The sequence below is a fragment of the Allomuricauda sp. R78024 genome, assembly GCF_044596045.1.
Classification (GTDB): Bacteria; Bacteroidota; Bacteroidia; order Flavobacteriales; family Flavobacteriaceae; genus Flagellimonas.
In genome coordinates, this window is sequence record NZ_CP138995.1 from 3,749,729 (window position 1) to 3,775,769 (window position 26,041).

At 39.3% G+C, this 26,041-nt stretch carries 16 protein-coding genes and 2 tRNA genes; 6 read left to right on the forward strand and 12 right to left on the reverse strand.

Annotation, left to right across the window (positions count from 1 at the left end):
* Positions 1-141: 141 nt before the first annotated feature.
* The 5 genes from mutS to SJY44_RS17000 all read left to right on the forward strand — a co-directional run bounded on the left by mutS (position 142) and on the right by SJY44_RS17000 (position 5,072).
* Positions 142-2,724 (forward strand): DNA mismatch repair protein MutS, encoded by a 2,583-nt coding sequence (gene mutS, locus SJY44_RS16980; RefSeq protein ID WP_396592101.1) that lies wholly within the window; start codon positions 142-144, stop codon positions 2,722-2,724.
* Positions 2,725-2,807: 83 nt separating this feature from the next.
* Positions 2,808-2,880 (forward strand) — tRNA-Gly (locus SJY44_RS16985).
* A gap of 38 nt (positions 2,881-2,918) precedes the next feature.
* Positions 2,919-3,002, forward strand: a tRNA-Leu gene (locus SJY44_RS16990).
* 181 nt (positions 3,003-3,183) lie between these two features.
* Positions 3,184-4,029 carry a hypothetical protein gene (locus SJY44_RS16995; RefSeq protein WP_396590616.1) on the forward strand — a complete coding sequence of 282 codons (846 nt, stop codon included), beginning with the start codon at positions 3,184-3,186 and terminating at the stop codon, positions 4,027-4,029.
* A 305-nt stretch (positions 4,030-4,334) separates the two neighbouring features.
* Positions 4,335-5,072 (forward strand): hypothetical protein, encoded by a 738-nt coding sequence (locus SJY44_RS17000; protein WP_396590617.1) that lies wholly within the window; start codon positions 4,335-4,337, stop codon positions 5,070-5,072.
* Positions 5,073-5,182: 110 nt separating this feature from the next.
* Here SJY44_RS17000 and SJY44_RS17005 read toward each other — a convergent pair whose 3' ends face one another.
* From SJY44_RS17005 to SJY44_RS17025, 5 genes are all read right to left on the reverse strand, one after another.
* A complete protein-coding gene (locus SJY44_RS17005; RefSeq protein ID WP_396590618.1) occupies positions 5,183-6,391 on the reverse strand; it encodes a hypothetical protein in 1,209 nt (402 codons plus the stop codon).
* Between the two features lie 135 nt (positions 6,392-6,526).
* The gene (locus SJY44_RS17010) at positions 6,527-7,309 is read right to left on the reverse strand and encodes an outer membrane lipoprotein-sorting protein (protein ID WP_396590619.1); all 783 of its coding nucleotides are present in this window, start codon (positions 7,307-7,309) and stop codon (positions 6,527-6,529) included.
* A gap of 28 nt (positions 7,310-7,337) precedes the next feature.
* A complete protein-coding gene (locus SJY44_RS17015) occupies positions 7,338-9,716 on the reverse strand; it encodes an RND family transporter (protein WP_396590620.1) in 2,379 nt (792 codons plus the stop codon).
* 187 nt (positions 9,717-9,903) lie between these two features.
* Positions 9,904-10,503: a TetR/AcrR family transcriptional regulator gene (locus tag SJY44_RS17020; protein WP_396590621.1), complete on the reverse strand. Its 600-nt coding sequence runs from the start codon at positions 10,501-10,503 to the stop codon at positions 9,904-9,906.
* Positions 10,504-10,566: 63 nt separating this feature from the next.
* Positions 10,567-11,565 (reverse strand): alpha/beta hydrolase, encoded by a 999-nt coding sequence (locus SJY44_RS17025; protein WP_396590622.1) that lies wholly within the window; start codon positions 11,563-11,565, stop codon positions 10,567-10,569.
* A gap of 93 nt (positions 11,566-11,658) precedes the next feature.
* Between SJY44_RS17025 and SJY44_RS17030 the strand changes: the two genes are divergently transcribed.
* On the forward strand, positions 11,659-12,912 hold the full coding sequence (locus tag SJY44_RS17030; RefSeq protein ID WP_396590623.1) for an NRAMP family divalent metal transporter: 1,254 nt from the start codon (positions 11,659-11,661) through the stop codon (positions 12,910-12,912).
* 6 nt (positions 12,913-12,918) lie between these two features.
* On the opposite strand, the gene SJY44_RS17035 is transcribed toward SJY44_RS17030, so the two are convergent.
* From SJY44_RS17035 to SJY44_RS17065, 7 genes are all read right to left on the reverse strand, one after another.
* Positions 12,919-14,865, reverse strand: a complete 1,947-nt coding sequence (locus tag SJY44_RS17035; RefSeq protein ID WP_396590624.1) for an OmpA family protein — start codon at positions 14,863-14,865, stop codon at positions 12,919-12,921.
* A 1-nt stretch (position 14,866) separates the two neighbouring features.
* Positions 14,867-15,859: a type IX secretion system membrane protein PorP/SprF gene (locus SJY44_RS17040; protein ID WP_396590625.1), complete on the reverse strand. Its 993-nt coding sequence runs from the start codon at positions 15,857-15,859 to the stop codon at positions 14,867-14,869.
* 7 nt (positions 15,860-15,866) lie between these two features.
* Positions 15,867-21,323 (reverse strand): gliding motility-associated C-terminal domain-containing protein, encoded by a 5,457-nt coding sequence (locus tag SJY44_RS17045; protein WP_396590626.1) that lies wholly within the window; start codon positions 21,321-21,323, stop codon positions 15,867-15,869.
* A 155-nt stretch (positions 21,324-21,478) separates the two neighbouring features.
* Positions 21,479-22,360 (reverse strand): ACP S-malonyltransferase, encoded by an 882-nt coding sequence (fabD, locus tag SJY44_RS17050; RefSeq protein ID WP_396590627.1) that lies wholly within the window; start codon positions 22,358-22,360, stop codon positions 21,479-21,481.
* 51 nt (positions 22,361-22,411) lie between these two features.
* Entirely contained in the window at positions 22,412-22,921 is a 510-nt protein-coding gene (locus SJY44_RS17055; protein ID WP_396590628.1) for a gamma carbonic anhydrase family protein, read from the reverse strand.
* 15 nt (positions 22,922-22,936) lie between these two features.
* Positions 22,937-23,668: a LytR/AlgR family response regulator transcription factor gene (locus SJY44_RS17060; protein ID WP_396590629.1), complete on the reverse strand. Its 732-nt coding sequence runs from the start codon at positions 23,666-23,668 to the stop codon at positions 22,937-22,939.
* Complete coding sequence (locus SJY44_RS17065) at positions 23,668-25,875, reverse strand: histidine kinase (RefSeq protein WP_396590630.1); 2,208 nt, start codon at positions 25,873-25,875, stop codon at positions 23,668-23,670. The genes SJY44_RS17060 and SJY44_RS17065 overlap by 1 nt, the downstream gene beginning before the upstream one ends.
* Positions 25,876-26,041: the final 166 nt, after the last annotated feature.

Genomic DNA, 26,041 nt, shown 5'->3' on the forward strand with positions numbered 1-26,041 from the left:
AACTAAAACCCTCAAAATATCAACAAAAATTTTTGAAACATTTGGAAAGCGTTACATTCGTTCTAACCTGATTATTGACAAAAATAAAGGAATAATATCGCTTTGGCAGCTACAACAAAAACAAAGAAAGTAACACCTTTAATGCAGCAATATAATGCTATCAAGACCAAACATCCTGATGCTTTATTGCTTTTTAGGGTCGGGGATTTCTATGAAACTTTTGGAGAAGATGCCATAAAGGCCTCCAAGATATTGGGTATTATCCTAACGCACAGAAACAACGGTGGGGACAAAATGGAGTTGGCCGGTTTTCCACATCACTCTTTAAACACCTATTTGCCCAAGCTTGTAAAAGCGGGTCAGCGAGTTGCCATCTGTGATCAGTTAGAAGACCCTAAACTAACCAAAAGTATTGTAAAACGTGGGGTTACTGAGCTGGTTACGCCTGGGGTTGCATTAAATGATGATATTTTATCCGCCAAAAGCAATAACTTTTTATGTGCCATACACTTTGGCCGCAACAAGTTTGGAATTTCTTTTTTGGATATTTCCACGGGAGAGTTTTTAACCTCCGAAGGGTCTGCGGAGCAAATGGACAAATTGCTGCAGAATTTTGCGCCAAATGAGGTTTTAGTCTCCAAAGCCCATAAAAAAGAATTTTTAGAGCTTTTTGGAACCCGGTTTCATAGTTTCTTTTTGGAGGATTGGATTTTTCAAGAAGATTACGCCAATGAAAGTCTAACCTCTCACTTTAAGACTAAGACCCTTCAGGGTTTTGGTATCAACCATTTAAACAGTGGTATTGTTTCTTCAGGAGCTGTATTGCATTATTTGTCTGAGACGCAACATAGACAATTACAGCACATCAATAAAATACAAAGGATCGCGGAAGAGGAATACGTTTGGATGGATCGGTTTACCATCAGAAACCTAGAGCTCTATCAATCCAACAACCTTAATGCCATTACGCTTATAGACATCATTGACAAGACCATTTCCCCAATGGGCGGAAGGCTGTTAAAACGTTGGCTGGCACTTCCTTTAAAAAATCTGGAGAAGATTCAGCAACGCCATCAAGTCGTTTCTTATCTAACAGCCGAGGAAGAAGAGCTTGAAAAAGTACAACACTGGATAAAACAAATGGGCGATTTGGAGCGCTTGATCTCTAAACTGGCCACGGGAAAAATAAACCCCAAAGAAGTCGTTCAATTAAAGAACTCTTTGGAGGCGGTTGCCCCCATTAGACAACTAGCCCTGAAAAGCTCCAATGCATCTTTAAAAACCATTGGGGAGCAATTGGATGCTTGTGAACTGTTACGCTCAAAAATTAAAGAAGTCCTCAATGAAGAAGCTCCCATAAATCTCCAAAAGGGAAATGCCATAGCCCAAGGGTATTCTGAAGAATTGGATGAACTTCGTGGTTTAGCCTTTTCTGGCAAAGATTATCTGGACAAAATGTTAGCGCGGGAAACGGAATCAACCGGAATTACTTCGCTTAAAATTGCTTCCAACAATGTTTTTGGCTACTATATTGAGGTACGCAATACCCATAAAGATAAAGTGCCGGAAACCTGGATCAGAAAACAAACACTGGTCAATGCGGAACGCTATATTACCGAAGAACTCAAAGAATACGAAGGCAAAATCTTAGGTGCCGAAGAACGTATTTATCAATTGGAACAGCAATTGTTTGAGCAACTTTTGGTTTGGATGCAGGAATACATAGCCCCTGTTCAAAAAAATGCCTATTTAATAGCCCAATTGGATTGTCTTTGTGGTTTTGCCCAATTGGCGAAGGAAAACAATTATGTTATTCCTGAAGTCAACGACTCCACAAAACTTGAAATAAAAGATGGACGGCATCCTGTAATTGAAAAACAGTTGCCTTTGGGCGAAAGTTATGTTGCCAATGATGTTCTCCTAAATAGAGATGAGCAACAGATCATCATGATCACTGGGCCCAATATGAGTGGTAAATCTGCCATATTAAGACAGACGGCCCTCATAGTGCTTTTAGCGCAAATGGGAAGCTTTGTACCTGCTGCTGCAGCCAGCATTGGTGTTGTGGATAAAATATTTACCCGTGTGGGTGCCAGTGACAACATTTCTATGGGAGAATCTACTTTTATGGTAGAGATGAATGAAACAGCTTCTATCCTAAACAATCTTTCTGAACGCAGTTTGGTACTGCTAGATGAAATTGGACGTGGGACGAGCACTTATGATGGCATTTCCATTGCATGGGCCATCTCAGAGTACCTACATGAGCATCCTGCCCGTGCAAAGACCTTGTTTGCCACACATTATCACGAACTTAATGAGATGACCACCACTTTTGGTCGAATTAAAAATTACAATGTTTCGGTAAAGGAACTGAAGAACAATGTGCTTTTCCTTCGGAAACTGGTTCCCGGTGGCAGTGAACATAGTTTTGGTATTCATGTGGCAAAAATGGCCGGAATGCCCCAGCAGGTAATTCAAAAAGCCAATAAAATACTTCAAAAGCTGGAAAAATCGCATTCCAGTGAGGAAATGACAAATAAATTACAGGCCTCCCAAAACGAAATGCAATTGAGCTTTTTTAATTTGGATGACCCTCTTTTAGAAGAAATAAAGGAAGAAATTTTACACCTGGACATTGATACGCTCACTCCTGTTGAGGCACTTATGAAGCTTAATGAAATTAAACGTTTGTTGAGTAAAAAGAAAACAGCATCCTCTTAAAAAAGTTCTTTCTATTTTATAGAAATGTATTAAATTTGCATCCGCATCGGCAAAATATGTTGTTTGCAAATGTTCTTTAAAATGCGAAAATAGCTCAGCTGGTAGAGCATCACCTTGCCAAGGTGGAGGTCGCGGGTTCGAATCCCGTTTTTCGCTCAAGACGCTGGTTGACAGCGTTTTTTTATTTAAGTCCTGCTCGAGTGGTGGAATTGGTAGACACGCCGGACTTAAAATCCTGTGGGCATTAGCCCGTGCGGGTTCAAGTCCCGCCTCGAGTACAAAACCCTGCAAATCAATTGATTTGTGGGGTTTTTGTTTTTATAAATCCACTTTACAAATTTATGCCGATTTCCTCAAGCTAGGCATTCATCAATCAAAACCATGCATGTGTCAATTTCCTTCAAGTTAAAAGGGGCATATACACTACTTTTTTGATTCTAATAGAACTTTTATAAGGATATGAAATTAAATCGATTATTCTCCGCAGCCATAGTTATCCTAACACTATGTTCGGTTTCTTGCTCCACAGAAGATGGGTTGGATGGAGTTAAGGGCGACCCTGGTACTATAGGAGAAACTGGTGCAACCGGTATCAATTGTTGGGATACTAATAGTAATGGCGCAAACGATGACAATGAGGACATTAACCAAGATGGGGAATTCAATGCCTTTGATTGCAGGGGAATGGATGGTGCTGATGGAGCGAACGGAGTTGACGGGGAAAATGGAACAAACGGAAACAACGGGGAAAACGGAGTTGACGGGGTTGGTCTTGAAGACATGATCAAATTCGGATTTATTGAGGTTGAATTACAAGGAACCAGACCAGACGGTGATGCCTTTACAGATAATCAGATTTTTAGATATACCCCTGTCGATGGAGATGATATAGACACATACAACAGTGTAGTATCTAACAATCAAGGGAATGATATTGTATACCAATTTGAATTACGCCGTTTTTTAAGTACACCTGATGAAGTGTATCAGATTGCCTTTGCTGATATTTCATTATCCATAACCAAACCAGGGCAACTTCCATTAGTCTTTAATCAAGCTTCTGTACAAATAAATAACTACGCAGTTATCGGAAATGACAATAAATACTTTGTTTTGGATGATCAGTATGAAGATAATGGTGCCGGGGTCACTGATTTTGTGCTTTCAGATGTATCCTTTGATACCGTCACGAATAATCTCCAATTTTCCTACTCGTTTACCGTCGATGCTGCAAACAACGATTCTAATAACGAACTCAACATATCCGGTAATGTAGATGTATTTGTTTTGGAACTGATAAATTAAGGTTGATTTTTACTGAGATTGAATTTTATACTCACTTTTTTCCAATCCAAAAAGCCAAGGTTTTTCATACTGATTTTTTACACTTTATACTCTTAAGCATTACTTGATTGTTAAACTCAAAATCCTACCGAAAAATTCAAAGTAAGCATAGTTTCTTAAATACAACACATTCTTATAATGTGGCATATTGAGATTGAGCATCTATCAATTCAAACTAGTCGCACATCAATTTTGTCCAAGTTTCTATATAAGGTCAAATTATTTTTGTCACAAATAACAGTACAACCCTTATTAAAACAATACTTATGAAATCACTTAGATTAATAACCTTGACAATACTTGCCTTAACAATTTGTATGGCTTCCTGCTCTGGAGAAGATGGAAGAGATGGAATCAATGGAATGAATGGAGAAGATGGAACTAATGGAGTCAATGGAGTTGATGGCACCAATGGAATAGATGGTGAAAACGGGGTGGGTTTTGACGAACTGACCAAATTTGGATATGTTACCATGGAGATGCAAGGCACAAGACCAGATAATCTTGCATTTATAGATTCTACTTCATTCAAGTTTTTCCCGGTTGGCGCAAATTTTCTTCAAGTTGTTCCACCTGATTTTCCCACAAACTCAGTTCGTTTTTCTCAACAGGGATCAGATACCTTTCATGAATTTGGTATGGCTCGCTTTCTTAGTGCTCCAGATGATTTTTATCAAAATACCGGCCTAGGGTTATTTCTAAATGTTAAGAATTTAGGGCAACCTACGCAGAGTATAGAGTTTGCCTATATAAGTATTGTCAATTACTCCGTAATAGGAGATGACAATATGTATTTTGTAATCAATGACGGATTTTCAAGCACTCCATTTCTAAATGCTGAATTGGCCGATTTTGAATTTTCCAATATTGCCTATGACGCCACTACCCAAATCCTTACCTTATCATATTCGGTTTCAGTTGTTGCACTTAATAATAGTAGTGGTAATGACTTAACTATAACTGGAACAGCAGATGTGACCCTTTTGGTACCAATCACCCCATAAAACACATACATACCAAGACTATTGAATGGTCTTACTGATGATTAACATAAAAGCCAAGGTTTTACCTTGGCTTTTATGTTTTATGTAGTTAACTGCTTAACAAAGTGACATTAAAAGAACCGAGAAATAGTAAAGCGTAAAAAGCTATCTTCCTTAAAGTTTCCTAAAATTAATTCGTCATCCGCAACAGAACTGAAGATTCTAGTTTCTATTTCTGCACGCCAATTAGAACCAAAGCGTCTAGAGGCCTCCAAGCTAAAAATCTTGCTACTAGATTCTAAATCGGCAACTCCTCCAATTAATATAGATGTATCTTGAATATCATTAAAGGCCAATCTGCTCCCAAAGAAAACATCATTTTGCAGCGCATTCAAAGACAATTCATCCCTTTCATCATAAAGGTATTCCCCTAACAAACCAATATCTAATCCATTTCCATCAATATTACTGAACGTATATTCCAATCCTGCTACCAGTGCAACAAAATCTTGGGCATCCGCATTCCTATATATGGATTCAATCTTCCATAGAAAAGCATCATGGGTAATCTGCACATCTATCCCTGTTTGATTTATTACTGGATAAAAGGACTCAATGTTACCAAACGGGTCAAAAATAAAGAGCGGTTCACGCCCAGTTCCATAAAAATGGGAAAGCCCTACATCAAAAATTCCAAAATAATGTTTCCAGCGTACGGCAAAATCCTGTCTCCATTCTTTAGCCCCGCTTTCATACCCTATATCATCTTGATCAATGACAGTCCCAAAACGTAATCTTCCTTTTTCTCCCGTAAAAGTGCGTTTTCTGTTAAAGGGCAAATAGAAAAAATCAAAGGTTCCCATTTTATTGGTAATGTAACTGTACTGAACCATAGGTTGGCCCAATTTTTCTTCACCATCAAAGGTTTCAACAGCATCCGTTTGGTTTATAATATCTACCAAATGATTGCTTTCCGCTACACCCCAATAGATTTTTTTAAGGCCCACACTAAGTTCCCAATTGCTTTTTGCTTTTTGGTAGTAAAGCTCTCGCACATCCCAATGGGTACGTTCGTCATCTCTATCTACTCTAAAAAAGCCAGTAAAATTGATGCTTTCATACCCTTTATTCCATTCTATTGAATAATCTGGACGAAGGGCAATGGATGGATAATGGTCCAACTGTCCGGCAAACTGGGCATCGTTGACAAAATAACGATACCCCGCCTCTAGTTCCAATTCAAATTCCTGATCTGGCTTGGCCATTTCTTTTTGTTGGGCATTGGTTATAAATATGCCCACACAAAGTATAACTGCGAAAATATACAGCTGTTTATTCATTCTTATACCTGTTCAAACATGGTTAAAAAAATCAAGGCCAAGGTATTTACAAGCTTAACACTATCACACCCTAAAGCTCATTTAAAGAGAATACCCTGGCTTTGATACTTTACAATACAATTGATTTGGAACGGACTAGCTTCCTGCTCTTTTTAAAGCTACTTCTGTAAAATCCTCTTCAGCTAGTTCCGCACCAAAATTGTACTCTCCAAATTTTAATAGAGTTTCCTTGTTACTTTGGTGATTGACCATAGTGAGCGTTGCAGCTCTCCAGAATTTATTCTTGTAAAGCTTATAATCACTGTAAGTCAATGTTTTTAGCAATGCATTTTTTCTGTCGTAGAATTCAATTTTCTCCAACCTATAGCCCTTGTTCTTATTGTAGGTTACAATTCTTCTTGTGTAGCCAGATTTAAGGTCCGTTGGATCTTGTTCTACCATCAAAAGGTCACCCTCTTCCTTTACAAACTTATAGGCATACTTCTCTATCTCTTGAGAAGACAAATCCTCGTAGGCAAACTCACTACCTACAAAAGGACCTGATTTGTTGTTAGAAGAAATTCTCTTCACCCTTTTAATAGAGGGCAAGTACAACCATTGATCATCTGCCCCTATTTTATGGGTAAACGTCAGAGTCGCCGTTCCCTTTACATCTTTTGGGCTTTCAAAAACAATTAAAGATTTATCACCATCCGCAGTTAATTCTAGGGTACGGTTGGTTAAAAAACGCTCACTTGTCTGCCCATTTTTGTTTTTTAGGGTCATTTTCAAGTCCACAATTGAACTTCCAAATCCTTCATCCGCTTTTTCAGCTGCTTTAGCGATCTGTAATCCGCGTTCTTCATTTGATTGTGCAGTAACACCTGTGATTGCAAGTACTAAAGCTGTTATTGGGGTAAAAAACTTTACTTTATTCATTTTGTATAATTGTTTGTGTTTATAATTTTTATTTATCCAACTGCACTTGCACTTTGGATGTTTCCATAGTTTCTTCTTTTTCTTTACTGGCCAAAATCAATAAAGAAGGCAAGAGAATAAAATCGATAATCAATGCAGCTATAATGATGATTACCGTAATTCTAGCCATATAACTGTTTAATGCAAAAGAGGACGTTGACAACACAATAAAACCTGCCAATAGCACCACGGTAGTCGTTACCAAAGCTTTGCCTACAGTTTCAAATGCATAAATGATCGCGGCTTTAGCATCATAGCCAAGCTCTCTTCGAGCACGTAAAAATTTACTCATAAAATGAACCGTATCATCCACAATAATTCCCAAAGTCATACCAAAAACAATCACCATTCCCGTATTGATGGTTCCTTTGAGCAGGTACCATAATCCAAAACCTACCAACACCGGAGCAACATTGGGTATAATACTTAATAACCCAAGTTTAAAATTCCTTAAGGCAATCATCAATACCAGGGAAATAAGAATGAGCGCAATAATGTTTCCTTTAAACATACTATCCGCCTGACGGAAACCTAGTTTGGAAAACATTAGCGTTGGACTTACAGCAAGCGCGTGCATGGATTCAGGCGTGTTATCCTTCAACCAATTTTCTGATCTCTCCGCAAAAGCAATCATTTCTACACTTGAATTGTTCTGAAGGGTAACAGTAACTCTAGATTCCGATTTATCTACATTGATTTGATTGTTCAGATCCAGACCAAAAGGAAGCGAAAGCTCATAAAGCAAAAGATATTGTGCAGCTTCTTCCCTATTCTCAGGGACTTTGTAAAAAGATTGATCGTCTCCATGCATTGAGCGATTTACTCTCCTAGCAACTTCACTAAATGCATTTACATGAACTACCTCTGGTTGGTCTTCCAACCAATCTTCAAATTCATTAAGTTTTTGCAGATATTGAGGATTGTTGATTCCTCCACTTTCTCCACTACCCACAGAGAATTCTACATTGTAGAACCCCGTTAGGTTCTCGTTAATAAAGTCACTGTCTTGTCTAAATTGAACAGTGGTATCAAAGTATTCCACAAACTCATCGTTGAACACATTTTTCCTCGCCAAAAAAGTAAGCATTCCAATGACCACTATGGAAATCACCGTTAGCTTAACGGGTTGTCTAACCACGAACATCCCCAAGTTAGTGTACCAACCTATTTTAGCTTCTTTTTGCTCCTTTACCTTTTTAGATTTCCAGATTGGAAAAATAGCCATCAATGCGGGCAATGTAGTAGTGGAAAACAAAAAGGCCATACACATACCAAAAGCGACTATATTTCCTAGATCCCAAAATGGAGGTACATCTCCATAGTTTAAGGTTAGAAACCCAATAACGGTGGTTAAACTGGTAATGAATACTGGCATAAAGTTCAATCGCATGGATTCAACCAAAGCTTCTTTCTTTTCCAATCCTTCCTTACGAACTTTTTGTAAGTATGTAATTAGGATGTGAATACTGTCTGCAACCGCCAAAGTCAATATCATCGTTGGAAAAACGGCCGAGGGTGGTGTCAACTTAATACCATTTAAACCAATAAAGCCAACAGCACTTATAATAGAGAATAGGACAACAAACAAAGTAGCTAGCGTAGCGAAAATATTTCTGGTTAACACCAATGTGACAACAACAACAATCAGCAACATTAACATGGTAAGCATTAAATCTTTTTGGGAGGATTCAAAAAATGCAGTGTTCAACGGAACCAATCCAGTGGTATACACATCGAATTCTGGATGCTTTTCTTGAAACTTGGAAATCATCTCTCTGGTAGCGATAGTTACTTCTGGAATTTCGGCAGCACTATTTTCTCCCGGAAGGCGAACCGTTACATTAATAGCGGTAACACTTCCTTCTACATTGATAATTCTATGAACCAATAAGGGTTCTTTAAGTGCCTTTTCCCTAATCTCAAGAATTTCAGCATCAGTTTTGTTCGCTGAGTCATAGGAAAGATCATCTACATAAAGGTCATCTCCTTTTGCGCTTGTATGCTGAAAGTTCGTTACCGCATCTACTCTAGAAGAGTAAGGAGTGTTCCAGGCTTCTGCGGTTAATTCCTCTATGGCAATGAGGTTCTCTCTGGTAAAAATATTACCGTTTTTAGGTGCTAGGACAACAATTATGTTATCATCTTTTGTGTATTTTTCTTGAAGTGCATCAAATGCTTCCAGTTCTGGATTAGACTCACTAAAAAAAACATGGTAGTCACCATCAAATTCCATTTTTCCTTGAGATCCAAGTCCCATGGCCAATAAAATGGTCAATAGCAGTACGGGCCATTTGAATTTAATTACAAAATTGGCCCAGTTCTTAGCAAATGCATTGGTCGCATTTTTAGTTTTTTGGATTGCGTTCATTTATTTAAGGTTTATTAAGATGTTTTGTTTTAGACGATTTACGTTGTTTTAAATTGGACAATTATTTTTCATTTTTTATTTAATAGTTGGCTGGTCAACTTTAAAATATAGTAGACGATACCATATTTTTGTTTAAATGCCTATAATTAATAGATGACTGGTCATCTATTAATTATTTCAAAAAAAATTACTTAAGTATAAGTGTTCGTATCATTTTCATGAAATTATCAATAGGATACGAACTATCGAGTTCTTTCATGGATATCATGGCCCCTCTTCCTGCATCTTCCATAAAGGCAACTAAATTAGTTGCTTCAATCTCAGAATCAATTTCACCATTTTCTTGTCCCTCAATAACGACTTCTGTTATATAGGAGTTCACAAGTTCAGTCTTCACCTGCACAGCCAAACGAATTTCTTCGTTGTGTTCTGCCATTTCATTCACCATGTTACATCCCAAACATCCCATTTTACAGTCAAACTCCTCCTTCAACACTTTAGCGCGATGCTCATAGAAGTTTAAAATTCGTTGTTTAGGGGAAACTGCCTTGTTCTTAAGAATCTCCAATGCTGGAGGAAACATAGTGTCAAAATATTTACCAATGGCTTTAACTGTAAAATCCTCTTTACTTTTAAAATAGAAGTAAAAAGAACCCTTAGGAACTCCGGCTGCCTGAACAATATCGTTTACACTGGTAGCATTGTACCCTTTTGACCAGAGGATTTCCATCCCTTTTTCAAGGAGTGCATCACTCTTCTGTTCGCCTTTTACTGTTTTAATTTCCATTGAGGAGTCAAATATATGACCAGTCGTCTAGTTTGACAAAAATCTATTCAAACTTTAACAATTTTATTGGATTTCAAGTACTTCCTCAAAAAACTTTTCTGTCTCCATTTTAACCGAAGCCAAATCTTTAGAGGTTATAGAAGAGGTCATTACATGATCTCCAACATTTGAAAAAGCAATTTTTCTTTTTAAATTGGTTGCTGTTCCAAGTCCCCCATACATTTTTAACATGGCAGATACAGATACTACATTGTCCTGTATAGAATCATTTTTATAAAAATATCCCAGAAAGACCGGTTGTGTCACTTTTTTAAAAGTCTCTGGGACCATAGTATTGTCCACTAAGGCTTGCAAGTGTGTAAGGGCCTCTACCCTATATTTGCTTGTCCAGTATTTTTTCTTCGTATCGCTAGCTTCAAATTCATGGTAGTCACTCTTTTTAACCGCTTTGGCCAAATGTACTCCCCATGGGCCGCCTAATAGCTTTGCATTTTTATCGTAAATCTCAATATTTGGCGAGTACAAAAGAATTCCAGCAATATCTGCATCACCTCCGGCAAGATGCAACGCCAGAGTACCTCCAGTTGAAGTGGCCATTATAATCACCTTGTTTCCTAATTGCTTTGCTACAGCAATAGCTTCTTTTGCTGAATCCAATACTTCATTGGCTGTTAAATTGAGCATTGGCTCCTCTTCATTTAATCCGTGCCCTGCCAAACGAGGTAAATATAAATTACAGCCATACCGCTTAGCGGTTTCAATATGCAACGGGTTTCCTTCCATCCTGCTTGCAGACCATCCATGAAGGTAAACAATGCTATATTCTGTTTTTGATGGGATGCTATCAAACCAAATAATTTGCGCATCGTTTTCAGGTTTTATGTTGGCAATTGCCCCTTCTTTTGAATTAATCCATTTTTCCAACTGAACCAAATCCGAACTTACAACAGGAAGTGTTTTATCCAAGTTTGGTTTTTCCACTCTAGGACCCAAAAAATAAATAACAGTAATAATCGCAATGGCAAGGACAAGTCCCTTGAGTGTTTTAAAAAGTATTTTCATTTGAATATTTTTATGTCAATGACACCCCAAAGGATGGATTTTTTAAGGAGTAACATAAATATACTATTTTAGACAGATGTACATTTACCTTTCATGTCAAAACTAAAGATTCTTCTTAAAAACCTAGGGCCAGGGTTATTATTTGCAAGTATGGCCATAGGCACTTCTCATTTAGTACTATCAACCAAAGCAGGCGCACAATATGGCTGGGTTATGGTTATTCCTATAGTATTGGCAAATGTATTAAAATACCCTTTTTTTGAGTTCGGGATACGTTATACTTCAGTTACCGAAAAAAGCTTGGTACAGGGTTACTTAAATTTAGGAAGAAAATATCTTTGGATCTACGCTTTTGTGACCATTGTCTCCACGTTCACAATATTAGCTGCTTTGTATGTAGTTACTGCGGGACTCTTCATGAATTTGTTCAGTATTTCAGGAATAGGTGTAAGCACAATAGCATTATGCCTCTTTGTTTTTATAAGTGCAATTCTCATCATTGGAAGATATCGATTTTTAGAAAACTCTTTGAAAGCTGTTATTTCTATTCTGTTTATTGCTTTGGTTATAACCACGGTTCTAGTGTTACAAAAAGGTCCCGTACCTAATATTCAAGAATACCAAAGACCGGGGATTTTCAATGAAGTGGGGATTCTTTTCTTAATTGGACTTATGGGTTGGATGCCCACGGCTGTTGAAGCTTCAGGATGGGTAAGTCTTTGGAGCATGGAAAGTTTAAAGACAATGAAGGAAAAGCCATCTTTAAAGCTTGCGCTTCAAGAATTTAACGTGGGATACATCTTAACAGCCGTGTTAGCGATTTTCTTTTTGATTATTGGATGGATGACCTTATATGGTACGGGAACCGAGCTTAGCGGAAGTGCTGTGGTTTTTGCCGATCAAGTTGTAAGCTTGTTTACGGTTCATATTGGCAATTGGGCATATATTCTAATCGCAGTAGCTGCTTTTGCCACCATGTTCAGTACTTGTATGACCGCTCATGATGCTGTATCCAGAGTAAGTATAGATGTTCTTGAGAAGCTTTTCCCCCATAAAAAAGAACTTAAAAACAAAAATGCTTTTGTTTTTGCTGTAGTCATAATGGCCTTGGTTAATTGGGTGGTTATTTCTGTATTTGGCGCCAATATGGCCAATCTTGTAGCCTTGGCCACATTTGTCTCATTTGTTATGGCCCCGCTCATTGGATGGATGAACCTTAAAACAGTTATGGGTAAAGACATACCAAAAGAATATAGGCCTAAACTGGGTCTACAAATATTAACGTACCTAGGAATATTCTTCTTATCCCTTTTTGCGTTATACTATTGTTGGGTTGTATTAAATTGATGTTGTTTATTCAAAAAGAACATTGTCGTTAAGAATTACAATCAATGATCTTTGGTTTTGCTTGTGTAATACTTCCAAACAGAAAACTCCGTTTGTACAATTATTCAAAATTTTGTCCTCACCATAACCAATGGAATATAAAATATTGGAAGATGGTACTCCATTTTGAACCAAATATTTTTTAATAGCGTCTGAACGACTTTGAGTCAATCTAAAATTTGTACTACTACCTCCCCTGCTATCTGTATAGGTTTCTATCCTAAGCTGTACGGATGGGAAATCCTGTACAAATGCCACAACCTTATCAAGTTCTGTTTCTATTTCTGGGGTAAGTTGGGATAGGCTTCTTCCAAAGAAGAATTTTTTAAGTTTTACTATGGCTTGCCCTTCTTTCTTTTCTACCAAATCATCATACTCAGAAATTTCAACATCATAATTTATGATTTCCACTTCCCGTAAATCCTCTTCTGTAAAGCGTTTTGCGAAGTTCGAATAACGCTCTTTGGACGATTCCAAAACCAATTCCTTTCGCCAAGGAATCTCTAATCTATAACTTCCTTTTTCATCAGAATAGGTCTCGGCCAATATAGAACCATTTACATCTTGTAAACGAACCGCTACCTTATCTACCAACTCAGATTTTCTATTACGTTTTACAACTTTTCCTTTCAACGTAATTGTCTTAAGACCAGGTTTTTTATCAACCTTAAAACCATATAGATCATCCTTCCCTTTTCCTCCCGGTCTGTTTGATGAAAAATACCCTAAAAGCCCGTCTCCTTCATTCCTCATGATTAAACCAAAATCATCATCCGAAGAGTTTATACCTTTTCCAAGATTAATGGGAATGCTAAATGCACCTACATCAATGTTTGACTTGTAAATATCCATTCCTCCAAGTCCATAAAAAACATCTGAGGAAAAATAAAAACTGTCTTCAAAAATATACGGGGCAATTTCATTCCCAGCTGAGTTTATTCTAGGTCCCAAATTTATTGGAGCTGACATAATCTGACCCCTATTGGTATGCACAAAGTAAATGTCCGTACCCCCAAAACCTTCATCAAAATTGGCTGAGAAATAGAGCTTTTCGGTCTTTTCATCGTAAAAAGGATAATAAAAAGAAGTACTCAAATCTTTAAGCAACAATTGAAACCTACCATCTTTTACCTGCATCCCTATCGCTAATGCGTTTTTTCCATTCCCATCAAAAGAGAGTTCCCCATCCTCGGTATTTGACAACACATAAAAGATACTTCTCAATCCCTCTGAATAATAAGGTGTTGCTTTATGATAATTAGAGCTAGTAATCCCGGTAAAAGGCTTAGCGGCTAAAATTTGACCATTGCTTTGCAACCCTGCTTCATATATGTTTAAATATCCTTCGCCAGCTGGAACATATCTTCTCTTTGTATCCTGTAATCTGCCGCTTGAAAATAACAACTGCCCTCCATAAAACGAAGGTGAAAAATCTGATTGTGGACTATTGCCGTTTAAGTTAAAGATTTGAAAATCCATCTCGCCACCTACATTACTATCCTCCAACAGTTGAGTATTAAATTCCAAATTCTGTAAAAATTCTTTTTGAAAACTCGCAGACATGGTAGCTAAAAATGCTTCTTTTTTCTCTTTATTGGCAGTTTTGGATAAGCTCTGTAGCATTTTATTGAAATGATGGTTGCTCATCAAAGTATCTTTCTTGTACAATGAAAGGTAAGCGTCTGAAGCTTTTTCAAAATTATTTGTCTTGAAGTAAGCATCGGCTAAATTCAGAAATTGTTGCTGCGTTAAGGTGCCTTTTGCTATATCCAGCTCATAAGCACTTATCGCCTTCTGATAGTCATACTGGAAAAAGTAATCGTCCCCTTTTGATTTTTTACTTTGGGCAAAGCAGATGACCATACCTAAAAAGTATACCAGTAGTGCAGCGTTTATTTTTTTTGCTAGTGCCATATTAGAAAAATCTTGGAGAATCTATCTGTTTTGGTTTACCTTTTAATTTTTTGTCTTTACTTTTTGCTTTGGAATTTCCGCTTCCAAAACCACCTCGTCCAATATAAAATTTCAGTATTGCCTCATGTGAGCCTCCACTAAACTCTCCCAGTCCATTTGTATTGTAATCATACGAATATCCTAAAAACAATCCGTTAGAAACCTGAATACCAGCTAAACCACTAACTGCATTGTCAAATCTATATGAAGCTCCTATAGTGAGTGCATCTATAAACTGAAAATTTGCAGATAAATTTACGTTAACAGGAGATCCTTGAAGGTAGTTCACCAAAAATGCTGGCTTAAACTTGGTCCTGTCTGATATCTGAAAAACATATCCTCCAATTACATTGAACTGCATATTATCCTCAACTATGGTTGCTACTTCATCATTGTACAATCCATTGGTTAAAAAATTGGGGATGGAAAGCCCCATGTACCAATCTTCTTCATAAAGGAAAAGTCCTGCGCCAACAGTTGGGTAAAAATCACTTAAATTTTCACCAATAATCGTTGGGTCAGATGGGTCTACAAAAGTACCTTCAGAATAATCCAAACTTAAAAGAGATCCTCCAGCGGACAGCCCAAAAGACAGTTTTGTTATATCTGAAACGTTGATTTGGTAAGAATATGCCAGATTGATAAATGTTTGTCTTGAAGGTCCCAACTCATCATGTACCACATTAAGACCAAGTCCAGTTTTTTCATTAGCAAATGGAACATTCACACCGAACCGCATAGTAGTAGGTGCTCCAGGAATATCTACCCATTGCGCTCGGTACAGACCTGCCAACTCAGGAGACTCAACCGTTCCTACATAGGCTGGATTAAAACTTCCAATATTATACATGTACTGTGTATACTGAGGTTCTTTTTGAGCCATACCAACACTCATAATTCCAATGAGAGTTAGAGCAAGTATTCCGTATGTTCTTAAACCAATTTTATTTGGCATGTTTCATTTATCTTATTATTTGAATCCACCCTTTTACTATTTCGCTTCCATCACCTACAAGATCCAATATATAAAAGTAGGTGCCTTTTGGCACATCACCACTACTACCTGTTCCATCCCATGTGCTATCATAGCCCTGCATCTCAAAAACGCTATTTCCATAGCGATCAAACACCTCTAGTTTATTATTTGGAAAATCATTGTTAGGATCAATAAACACCAGTGTGTCATTTATACCATCTCCATTAGGTGAAAAGATATTACACAAGGTCCCTGGGTCCTGACACGGGCTTTGATTAACTTGAACAGAAACTGTTGCTGTATCATTAGAACTTACGGCATCAGTTGGAAACGAAGAAGCTATAGTTACTGTATTCTGAAGTTGCCCAGAAGTGGTAACCGTAACTGTAATTTCCAAGATGACACTTTCTTCGGGAATTAATTCAGCAATGGACCACATTCCACTAACTTGATCATAAAGCCCTTTTGATGCCGTATGTGAAACATATTCAAATCCATCACCAATCAAATCATTGACAAGAATATCCAACACCCTATCCATTGTTGTGTTCTCAAGGGTAATAGTAAAGGTTATATTGCTTTGCAATAATGGTGTATCATTATCAACTTCTTTTGTAATTGCCAAATCAATAGCTTCAGGGTTACAAGCTGGAGTCAAAAAAGGATCGCAACTATCTAAAGGGTCCGTTGCATTCTCTGGAACCGCCGTTGTACTTGGGTCATCGACCACCAACACTTCTTCACCATCCGTTAAACCATCACCATCTGTATCAGGATTGTTAGGGTTTGTACCTAAATCATTTTCTTCTCCATCTGTTAAACCGTCATTATCCGAATCTACAATACAATTGCTTACTGAAACTGTTACTTGTACCGAACTATTCACACAAGGTGCCACCGCACCATTTGTAGTGTATTCAAATACATAACTACCAGAAGGTAAACTTTCAAAATCCACATTATTATCTGAACCTATTGATAGAGTTCCTCCAGATAGATCAGTAATAATTGCCCATGTTCCCAAATCTTCACCCGTTAGCGTATCATCTAAGTCTATAACCGTTGGTCCTCCATTACCCGCAGCATTACAAGCAATTGTATTAGTTGGGGTTCCTACAGACGGGGTTTCATTCACTGTTGCTACTACTTCTATCCTTTCAGTGCTACAATTATTGGACGTAGCCTCAACAAAAAATGAGGTGGTTGTTGAAATGGTCGGCGTTTCAAACAAAGGCCCGCTGCCCAATACGGCTCCCCCGGTTGCAGTTGCATACCAGTTGAGGGTAATATCGTCGGCCACTGTAGCAGTCAATATCAACGTTCCTTCTCCACATATGGAGTCGCCTGAAGTACTGTCTATATTGGGTGTAAAAAAACGTTCTAAAGATACTGTCAACACGGGGCTAGCGCAATTATTTCCTGCATCAAAAAAGAAACCAAAATAAGATCCTGGAGCCGCCACAATATTGCTTATGTGTGCATTAGTCGCCAAGGGATCAGAACTAGTACTCCAAGTAAGCACACTTCCAGCAGGTGCTGAATTGGTTACATAGGCATTTAAATCGGCAGCGACAACATCACAAAACTCGATAGGTTCAGAGCTATCAAGCACAGGGGCCGTATTTCCTGCATTACAAGGAATTGCGCAATCTATTACGGTAACAGTTAAATCAACTGTTTGGTCAACACAAGGAGCTGTTGCCCCAGATGTTGTATATGTAAAGGTATAATCACCTAAAGGCTGTCCATTAAAGTTTACAATATTGCTAGCGTTAATGGTAATTGAAGCTCCTCCCGGACTGCCAGTTAAAGACCAGTTGCCTGCATCTGCCCCTGTTAATTGGTCATCCAAATCCACCACGCTATCCCCTTCACCTGAATTATCGCAAGTAGCAATGTTTGTTGTTGTACCTGGTGAAGGTGTTGCGTTTTGTGTTAGTGTAACACTGAAAGTAGCGCTAACGCAGTCATTCAAAGCATCATAGAAAAATCCAAAATAAATGTCAGCTGAACTTACCGTGCTTGTTGGCAGATAATCTCCTGTTACACTTGTATCTGAATTAGTACTCCATCTTAAGTCTGATCCTACAGGCGGAATACTTGCAGTATAAGCATCCAAGTCTTGTGTAAATGCATCGCAAAAAGTAATTATTGAACCGCCAATAAAAGTTGGTGCTACATTTCCCGCAGCGCAAGTATCATCATTATTTATCGTTACAGTTGCCGTATCTGATATATCAATTGTTAATGCAGTAGCTCCTAGATTGCTCATTGAAATAGTCAATGTTTCATCTAATTCTATGACGGCATCCGCCGTTGGTATTATTACAAAGTTCTCAATTTCTCCTGCAGTACCAGCAAAAGTAAGAGTCTGTAAAATTCCTGTATAATCTGTATCAGCTAAAGTAGCTGAACCATCAGCAGAAGAAACCTGTACCGTAAAACCTCCTTCAACTGCATTGTTCAACGTTGCTGTAAGTTGGATAGCCCCGTTATCTTCACTGCCATTGACATCTGCAATGGTAACAGCTGCTACATCATCATCGGCATTGTCAACAGATACCGTCTGGTCGGCAAGTGGGTCGAAGGCGTCATCACTGTTCGCATCATCGACACTAACCGTTATATCATATGTCTGGGTGCCGTCGACAAGAGCATCATCGATGCCCGTGACAGTGACCGTCTGAACATCACCAAAGTTTCCAGGGGTAAAGGTCAACGTGCCAAGGTCAACGGTGCCCTCACCAATATCGCCAGAAGTCACCGTAAGGACAACGTTCGTCGCAGGGGCATTGTCCAGAACAACCGTGAAAGTATCCGTCGTGCCCGTCTCAGAGGTGCCCGTAGCACCACCGCTCTCAACTATCGTAAAGCCGGGGACAGCTAAATCATCATCGGCATTGTCAACAGATACCGTCTGGTCGGCAAGTGGGTCGAAGGCGTCATCACTGTTCGCATCATCGACACTAACCGTTATATCATATGTCTGGGTGCCGTCGACAAGAGCATCATCGATGCCCGTGACAGTGACCGTCTGAACATCACCAAAGTTTCCAGGGGTAAAGGTCAACGTGCCAAGGTCAACGGTGCCCTCACCAATATCGCCAGAAGTCACCGTAAGGACAACGTTCGTCGCAGGGGCATTGTCCAGAACAACCGTGAAAGTATCCGTCGTGCCCGTCTCAGAGGTGCCCGTAGCACCACCGCTCTCAACTATCGTAAAGCCGGGGACAGCTAAATCATCATCGGCATTGTCAACAGATACCGTCTGGTCGGCAAGTGGGTCGAAGGCGTCATCACTGTTCGCATCATCGACACTAACCGTTATATCATATGTCTGGGTGCCGTCGACAAGAGCATCATCGATGCCCGTGACAGTGACCGTCTGAACATCACCAAAGTTTCCAGGGGTAAAGGTCAACGTGCCAAGGTCAACGGTGCCCTCACCAATATCGCCAGAAGTCACCGTAAGGACAACGTTCGTCGCAGGGGCATTGTCCAGAACAACCGTGAAAGTATCCGTCGTGCCCGTCTCAGAGGTGCCCGTAGCACCACCGCTCTCAACTATCGTAAAGCCGGGGACAGCTAAATCATCATCGGCATTGTCAACAGATACCGTCTGGTCGGCAAGTGGGTCGAAGGCGTCATCACTGTTCGCATCATCGACACTAACCGTTATATCATATGTCTGGGTGCCGTCGACAAGAGCATCATCGATGCCCGTGACAGTGACCGTCTGAACATCACCAAAGTTTCCAGGGGTAAAGGTCAACGTGCCAAGGTCAACGGTGCCCTCACCAATATCGCCAGAAGTCACCGTAAGGACAACGTTCGTCGCAGGGGCATTGTCCAGAACAACCGTGAAAGTATCCGTCGTGCCCGTCTCAGAGGTGCCCGTAGCACCACCGCTCTCAACTATCGTAAAGCCGGGGACAGCTAAATCATCATCGGCATTGTCAACAGATACCGTCTGGTCGGCAAGTGGGTCGAAGGCGTCATCACTGTTCGCATCATCGACACTAACCGTTATATCATATGTCTGGGTGCCGTCGACAAGAGCATCATCGATGCCCGTGACAGTGACCGTCTGAACATCACCAAAGTTTCCAGGGGTAAAGGTCAACGTGCCAAGGTCAACGGTGCCCTCACCAATATCGCCAGAAGTCACCGTAAGGACAACGTTCGTCGCAGGGGCATTGTCCAGAACAACCGTGAAAGTATCCGTCGTGCCCGTCTCAGAGGTGCCCGTAGCACCACCGCTCTCAACTATCGTAAAGCCGGGGACAGCTAAATCATCATCGGCATTGTCAACAGATACCGTCTGGTCGGCAAGTGGGTCGAAGGCGTCATCACTGTTCGCATCATCGACACTAACCGTTATATCATATGTCTGGGTGCCGTCGACAAGAGCATCATCGATGCCCGTGACAGTGACCGTCTGAACATCACCAAAGTTTCCAGGGGTAAAGGTCAACGTGCCAAGGTCAACGGTGCCCTCACCAATATCGCCAGAAGTCACCGTAAGGACAACGTTCGTCGCAGGGGCATTGTCCAGAACAACCGTGAAAGTATCCGTCGTGCCCGTCTCAGAGGTGCCCGTAGCACCACCGCTCTCAACTATCGTAAAGCCGGGGACAGCTAAATCATCATCGGCATTGTCAACAGATACCGTCTGGTCGGCAAGTGGGTCGAAGGCGTCATCACTGTTCGCATCATCGACACTAACCGTTATATCATATGTCTGGGTGCCGTCGACAAGAGCATCATCGATGCCCGTGACAGTGACCGTCTGAACATCACCAAAGTTTCCAGGGGTAAAGGTCAACGTGCCAAGGTCAACGGTGCCCTCACCAATATCGCCAGAAGTCACCGTAAGGACAACGTTCGTCGCAGGGGCATTGTCCAGAACAACCGTGAAAGTATCCGTCGTGCCCGTCTCAGAGGTGCCCGTAGCACCACCGCTCTCAACTATCGTAAAGCCGGGGACAGCTAAATCATCATCGGCATTGTCAACAGATACCGTCTGGTCGGCAAGTGGGTCGAAGGCGTCATCACTGTTCGCATCATCGACACTAACCGTTATATCATATGTCTGGGTGCCGTCGACAAGAGCATCATCGATGCCCGTGACAGTGACCGTCTGAACATCACCAAAGTTTCCAGGGGTAAAGGTCAACGTGCCAAGGTCAACGGTGCCCTCACCAATATCGCCAGAAGTCACCGTAAGGACAACGTTCGTCGCAGGGGCATTGTCCAGAACAACCGTGAAAGTATCCGTCGTGCCCGTCTCAGAGGTGCCCGTAGCACCACCGCTCTCAACCATCGTAAAGCCTTGTCCAAATCCAAAACTAAAACCAAATACCGTAAATACTATTAAGAGTATTTTCTCTTTACCATAGTTAGAGAAAGATAAAAAAGAAGCTTTTTTTAAGAAGGATGACATCACCTATTTAATGATTTTCAGTATAGTTCTCATTTTGGTTTTGGTCGGTGATTTGGGAAGAATCAATATTACTAAAAAATGAAGGAACACCACAACTTTACAGACTAAATCTATCTTTCTCGGATGAAATACCTTTAAGTCAGAAAAATCCTTATTTATATGGTGCCAGAAGATGTTTCTACACTAGAATCTATCTTTCTAACCAAGCCTTGCAATACTTTACCGGGACCAACTTCAACAAAAGAATTTCCACCATCTTTAATCATTTGTTGTACACTCTGAGTCCATTTTACGGGAGCGGTCAACTGAGAAATCAAATTGGTTTTAATTTCATCTGCACTTGTAACAGCAGTAGTTGGTACATTTTGATATATTGGACAGATAGGTACACTAAAACTTGTTGCTTCTATCGCCGCTGCCAATTCTTCTCTGGCCGGTTCCATTAAAGGTGAGTGAAACGCTCCACCAACGGGAAGTAATAAAGCTCTACGAGCTCCTGCTTCTTTTAATTTTTCACATGCTGCGTTTACAGCTTCAATCTCTCCTGAAATTACCAATTGACCTGGACAATTATAATTTGCAGGGACTACAATTCCTCCTGTTTCTTGGCATATTTTTTCGACCACCTCATCATCCAACCCTAAAACTGCAGCCATAGTGCTTGGTTGAACTTCACATGCCTTTTGCATTGCCAAAGCTCTTTGTGAAACCAATTTTAGGCCATCTTCAAAGTTTAAAGTGCCATTGGCCACCAATGCTGAAAACTCTCCAAGCGAATGCCCCGCAACCATGTCTGGGTTAAAATTTTCTCCAAGAACCTTACTCAAAATAACGGAATGCAAAAAAATAGCAGGCTGGGTTACCTTGGTCTGCTTTAAATCTTCAGGAGTTCCTTCAAACATAATATCCGTAATGGAAAAACCTAAAATATTATTGGCTTGTTCGAATAGTTCTTGCGCTTGGTTGTGATTTTCATAAAGGTCTAGGCCCATTCCCACAAATTGAGCTCCTTGTCCTGGAAAAATATATGCATTCATCTGATTAGTTTTATAGCGGTGCTAAAATAGGGATAATTTAAATTGCCAATACTACTTAAACCAACTTGAATAGGTCACATAGGCGTTAGCAATACGATCTATTTCTCCTGAGCTCAATTCTGGACTTACGTCCTTTATTTTCTTTGCGGGCATTCCTGCATAGATACTTCCTTCCTCTACATGTGTGCCTTGGGTTAGGACTGCTCCAGCAGCAATAATTGAATTACTTTCCACAATACAATCATCCATAATAATACTCCCCATACCAATCAGCACATTGTCCTTTACAGTACAGCCATGCACCAAAGCATTATGGCCAATGGAAACGTTGTTCCCGATTGTGGTAGGTGATTTTTGATAGGTACAATGAATAACAGCACCATCCTGCACATTGACTTTGTTTCCCATTTTTATAAAATGCACATCTCCCCTGATAACTGCATTGTACCAAATGCTGCATTGGTCTCCCATAGACACTTCTCCAACGATAGTGGCATTTTCGGCTATAAAACAGTCTTCTCCTATTTCTGGGGATTTTCCCCTTACGGATCTAAGTATCATATTCTTGAATTGATTTTATTGAAAATAAGATAATAATGCTGCCTTTTTAGATGCAGAAACGGATAGTTCCTTCCCATTTGATAAAACAACACTACCTCCCTTTCCTCTTTTATATTTTACTACTTCCCCTACATTTACCAAATACGATTTATGAATTCTGGCAAAGGCATATTCCGTAAGGGCTTCTTCAAAATACTTGAGTGTTTTGCTCACTACAATTTTCTTATGCTCCAGATATATTTCTGTGTAATTGTCATCGGCTTTACAAAAGAAGATATCCCCTACTTCCAAAACTTGAAAGCCATCCAGTTGCGGCAGGGTTATTTTCCCCTCTGCTTTAATTGTTCTGGCTTTTAATACTTGACCATCCAGAGCATTTTCTTTCTCCTTGATTTCCTTGACATATTCCACCGCTTTTATCAGCTCATCAATATTTATGGGTTTCATAAGATAATATGCGGCATGGTTGTTCAATGCATCCATGGCATATTGGTTATAAGCTGTCACAAAAACTGTTTCAAAAGTTCGATCAGGTATTTTATCCAGTAGATCAAAGGCATTTCCAAAAGGCATTTCAACATCTAAAAACACCAAATCTGGTTGATGCTGTTGAATTAGTTGCAACCCTTCATCAATATTGGAAGCTTCTCCTAAAAGCTTTACTCCATCGCAATATTTGGCAATATAATTTCTTAATATTTCCCTGCTATTTGCCTCGTCTTCTACAATAATAGTCCGTAATTCCATCAATCTTTTTTAAGCTTAAGGGATACTTTTGTTCCTGTTTGGTCTTCATTCAAATTGGAAATTGCAACATCCACCTTGTTCTTATACATATCATTAAGAATTTGGATCCGTTTTTTAATATTACCCATTCCTTTTGATTTTTGTTTCTTTTGGTTGTCCGTCTTTAATGCTGCTGATTTTTTTCTTCCAATTCCGTTATCCACAATTGTAATTTCTAGGAGCTCTTTGTTGATTTGATTTACCTCAATCTTTAAAAAACCTTTTTCTTCTTTATAGCGCAGTCCATGCCAAATAGCATTTTCTATATATGGCTGAAGAAGCATCGGAGGAATTTCAAAGGCATCAATATCTATCTTTTTATCAATGTTGATTTCATAATCAAACTTATCTGAAAAACGGGAATGCTCCAACTTCACGTATAACTCTAAAAGCTCCAATTCTCTGGAAAGAGAGATAAAGTCCTCTTCAGAATTTTCCAGCACGCTTCTCATCAAAACTGAAAAATCACTTAGAAATCGATTTGCACTGCGTTCGTCGCTCTTTGCAATGTAATTGTTGACGGAATTGAGGGCATTGAAAATAAAGTGCGGATTCATTTGTGTGCGCAACGACTTTAATGCCAGTAGATTATTTGCCAACTTCTGTTGCTTGCTATTTCTATAGAACAGGAAGGTGGTCAATGCCATTAGCACTAGCCCAAAAATCAAGGAATAAATAATCCATTTTTGTCGTTTGCTTGTTTCTTCAAACAATTGTTGTTCTGTTACGGCAAGGCTATACTTGCTTTGGGATAACTGTCGTTCTTGTTCCAGACTTGATATACGATTTTGCTTGGTAGCTATCTCACGATTAAATCTGGCCGCTCTAGAAATTTCTTGCTCCTTTCTCACATACAAGCTATCTACAACAGCAACATAATCTTGATAGGATTCCAACGATTTTGAAAAATCTCCTTTGTATTTGTATACTTCTGACAATTTTCTGGTTGCATCTTTTTGTACCACCAAATCATCTTCACTATCTGCCTTAACAATACTTCGTTCCAAATAAGGAATAGCCTCATCCAACTTATCCTGTGCTATATATGCGTTGGCTATTTTATAATTGATGCGTTGTGCCGTTATGGAATCTGAACTTGGCAAGGCCTTATTTTCTCTACCAACTGATTGCCTTGGTAATTGGGATAATCCACTCAAACTCTTTTTTCTTAGTTGAATTTCATCTTCATATCTATTCTCTTGATTATAAAAATCGGCAACTTTTTCATTCTCCTCTATTAATCGTTCTGGAGCTACTTTTTTAGAAAGGTTCAAAGAATTGTTATAAAACCCTTCAGCCTCTACTAAACGATTTTCGCTTGCATAGGCATCTGCTATTTTTGAGTTTAAATCAATGACCTTGGGAGAGATTTGGTTTTTTTGAGCAATTTGAAGCCCCTCCTTATAAAAATCCACTGCTTCATTCAGTTTGGACAAACCCTTGACGGCATCTCCTAAATTTTCATACAGTTCAACCCGTTGAAAGGGAATCATGTTCTTTATATCCAGCAAAGGAGTTAGCATGGTTTTTGCATTTTGAAACTCGCCATTCATCACATAGGCTTTGCCCAATAACAGCTTCGTTTTAGATGATTCTCTATGTTCAAGGGCATCTTTGAAATTTGTAATGGCCAAGTCATATTGTTTATGGTACAAATAAATCTCGCCTAACGTGGTTAAAGAGGAAGAAAGTTCGTTTCTATTTCCCCGTTTGCCCAATTGAGATATGGATTGAGCAATAAAGTCAATACTCTTCTCCAAATCTGTTCTTTTGTAGATGTTGGCGGAATCTAGAAATCTCTGATGATTTGAAATATTCCTTGAGCTGATACTTTTTTCTTTCTTTGAAGCTCTTTTAGATACATAACCCTCCACCAAAACATCTACCTCTTCATCTGATGTTATTCTATGCCGAACCGATTCAAATTCCAAACTTTCAAAAATGAGCATATCACCAATGGAAGCTTTTATTTTGAATTCACCCAGTCCATTGGTTGTTGTATAGGAACCTTTATCCGTAGAAACTTCAACCCCTGAAATTGGGGCAAAGTTTTCCTTTCCCTTAACCGTCCCTGTAATCTCCATGGACAAGCGTTCATTGTTTACTTGGGAAAACCCAGAATAAAACACGATTAGAAAGAAGAACAGTATGTGTATTCCTTTTATCATTTATTCCTAAATACTTAGGTAAACTTAATTCATATAAAGCGTATTAAAAAATGGCTTCTCCTCCAAAAGTCACTAAAAACAGCATCATTTTACCACTTTACAAAACCATTAGTATCACTCACTCATTCTAAGTTCCCGTTCCATCATTCCTGGTTTTAATTAAAAA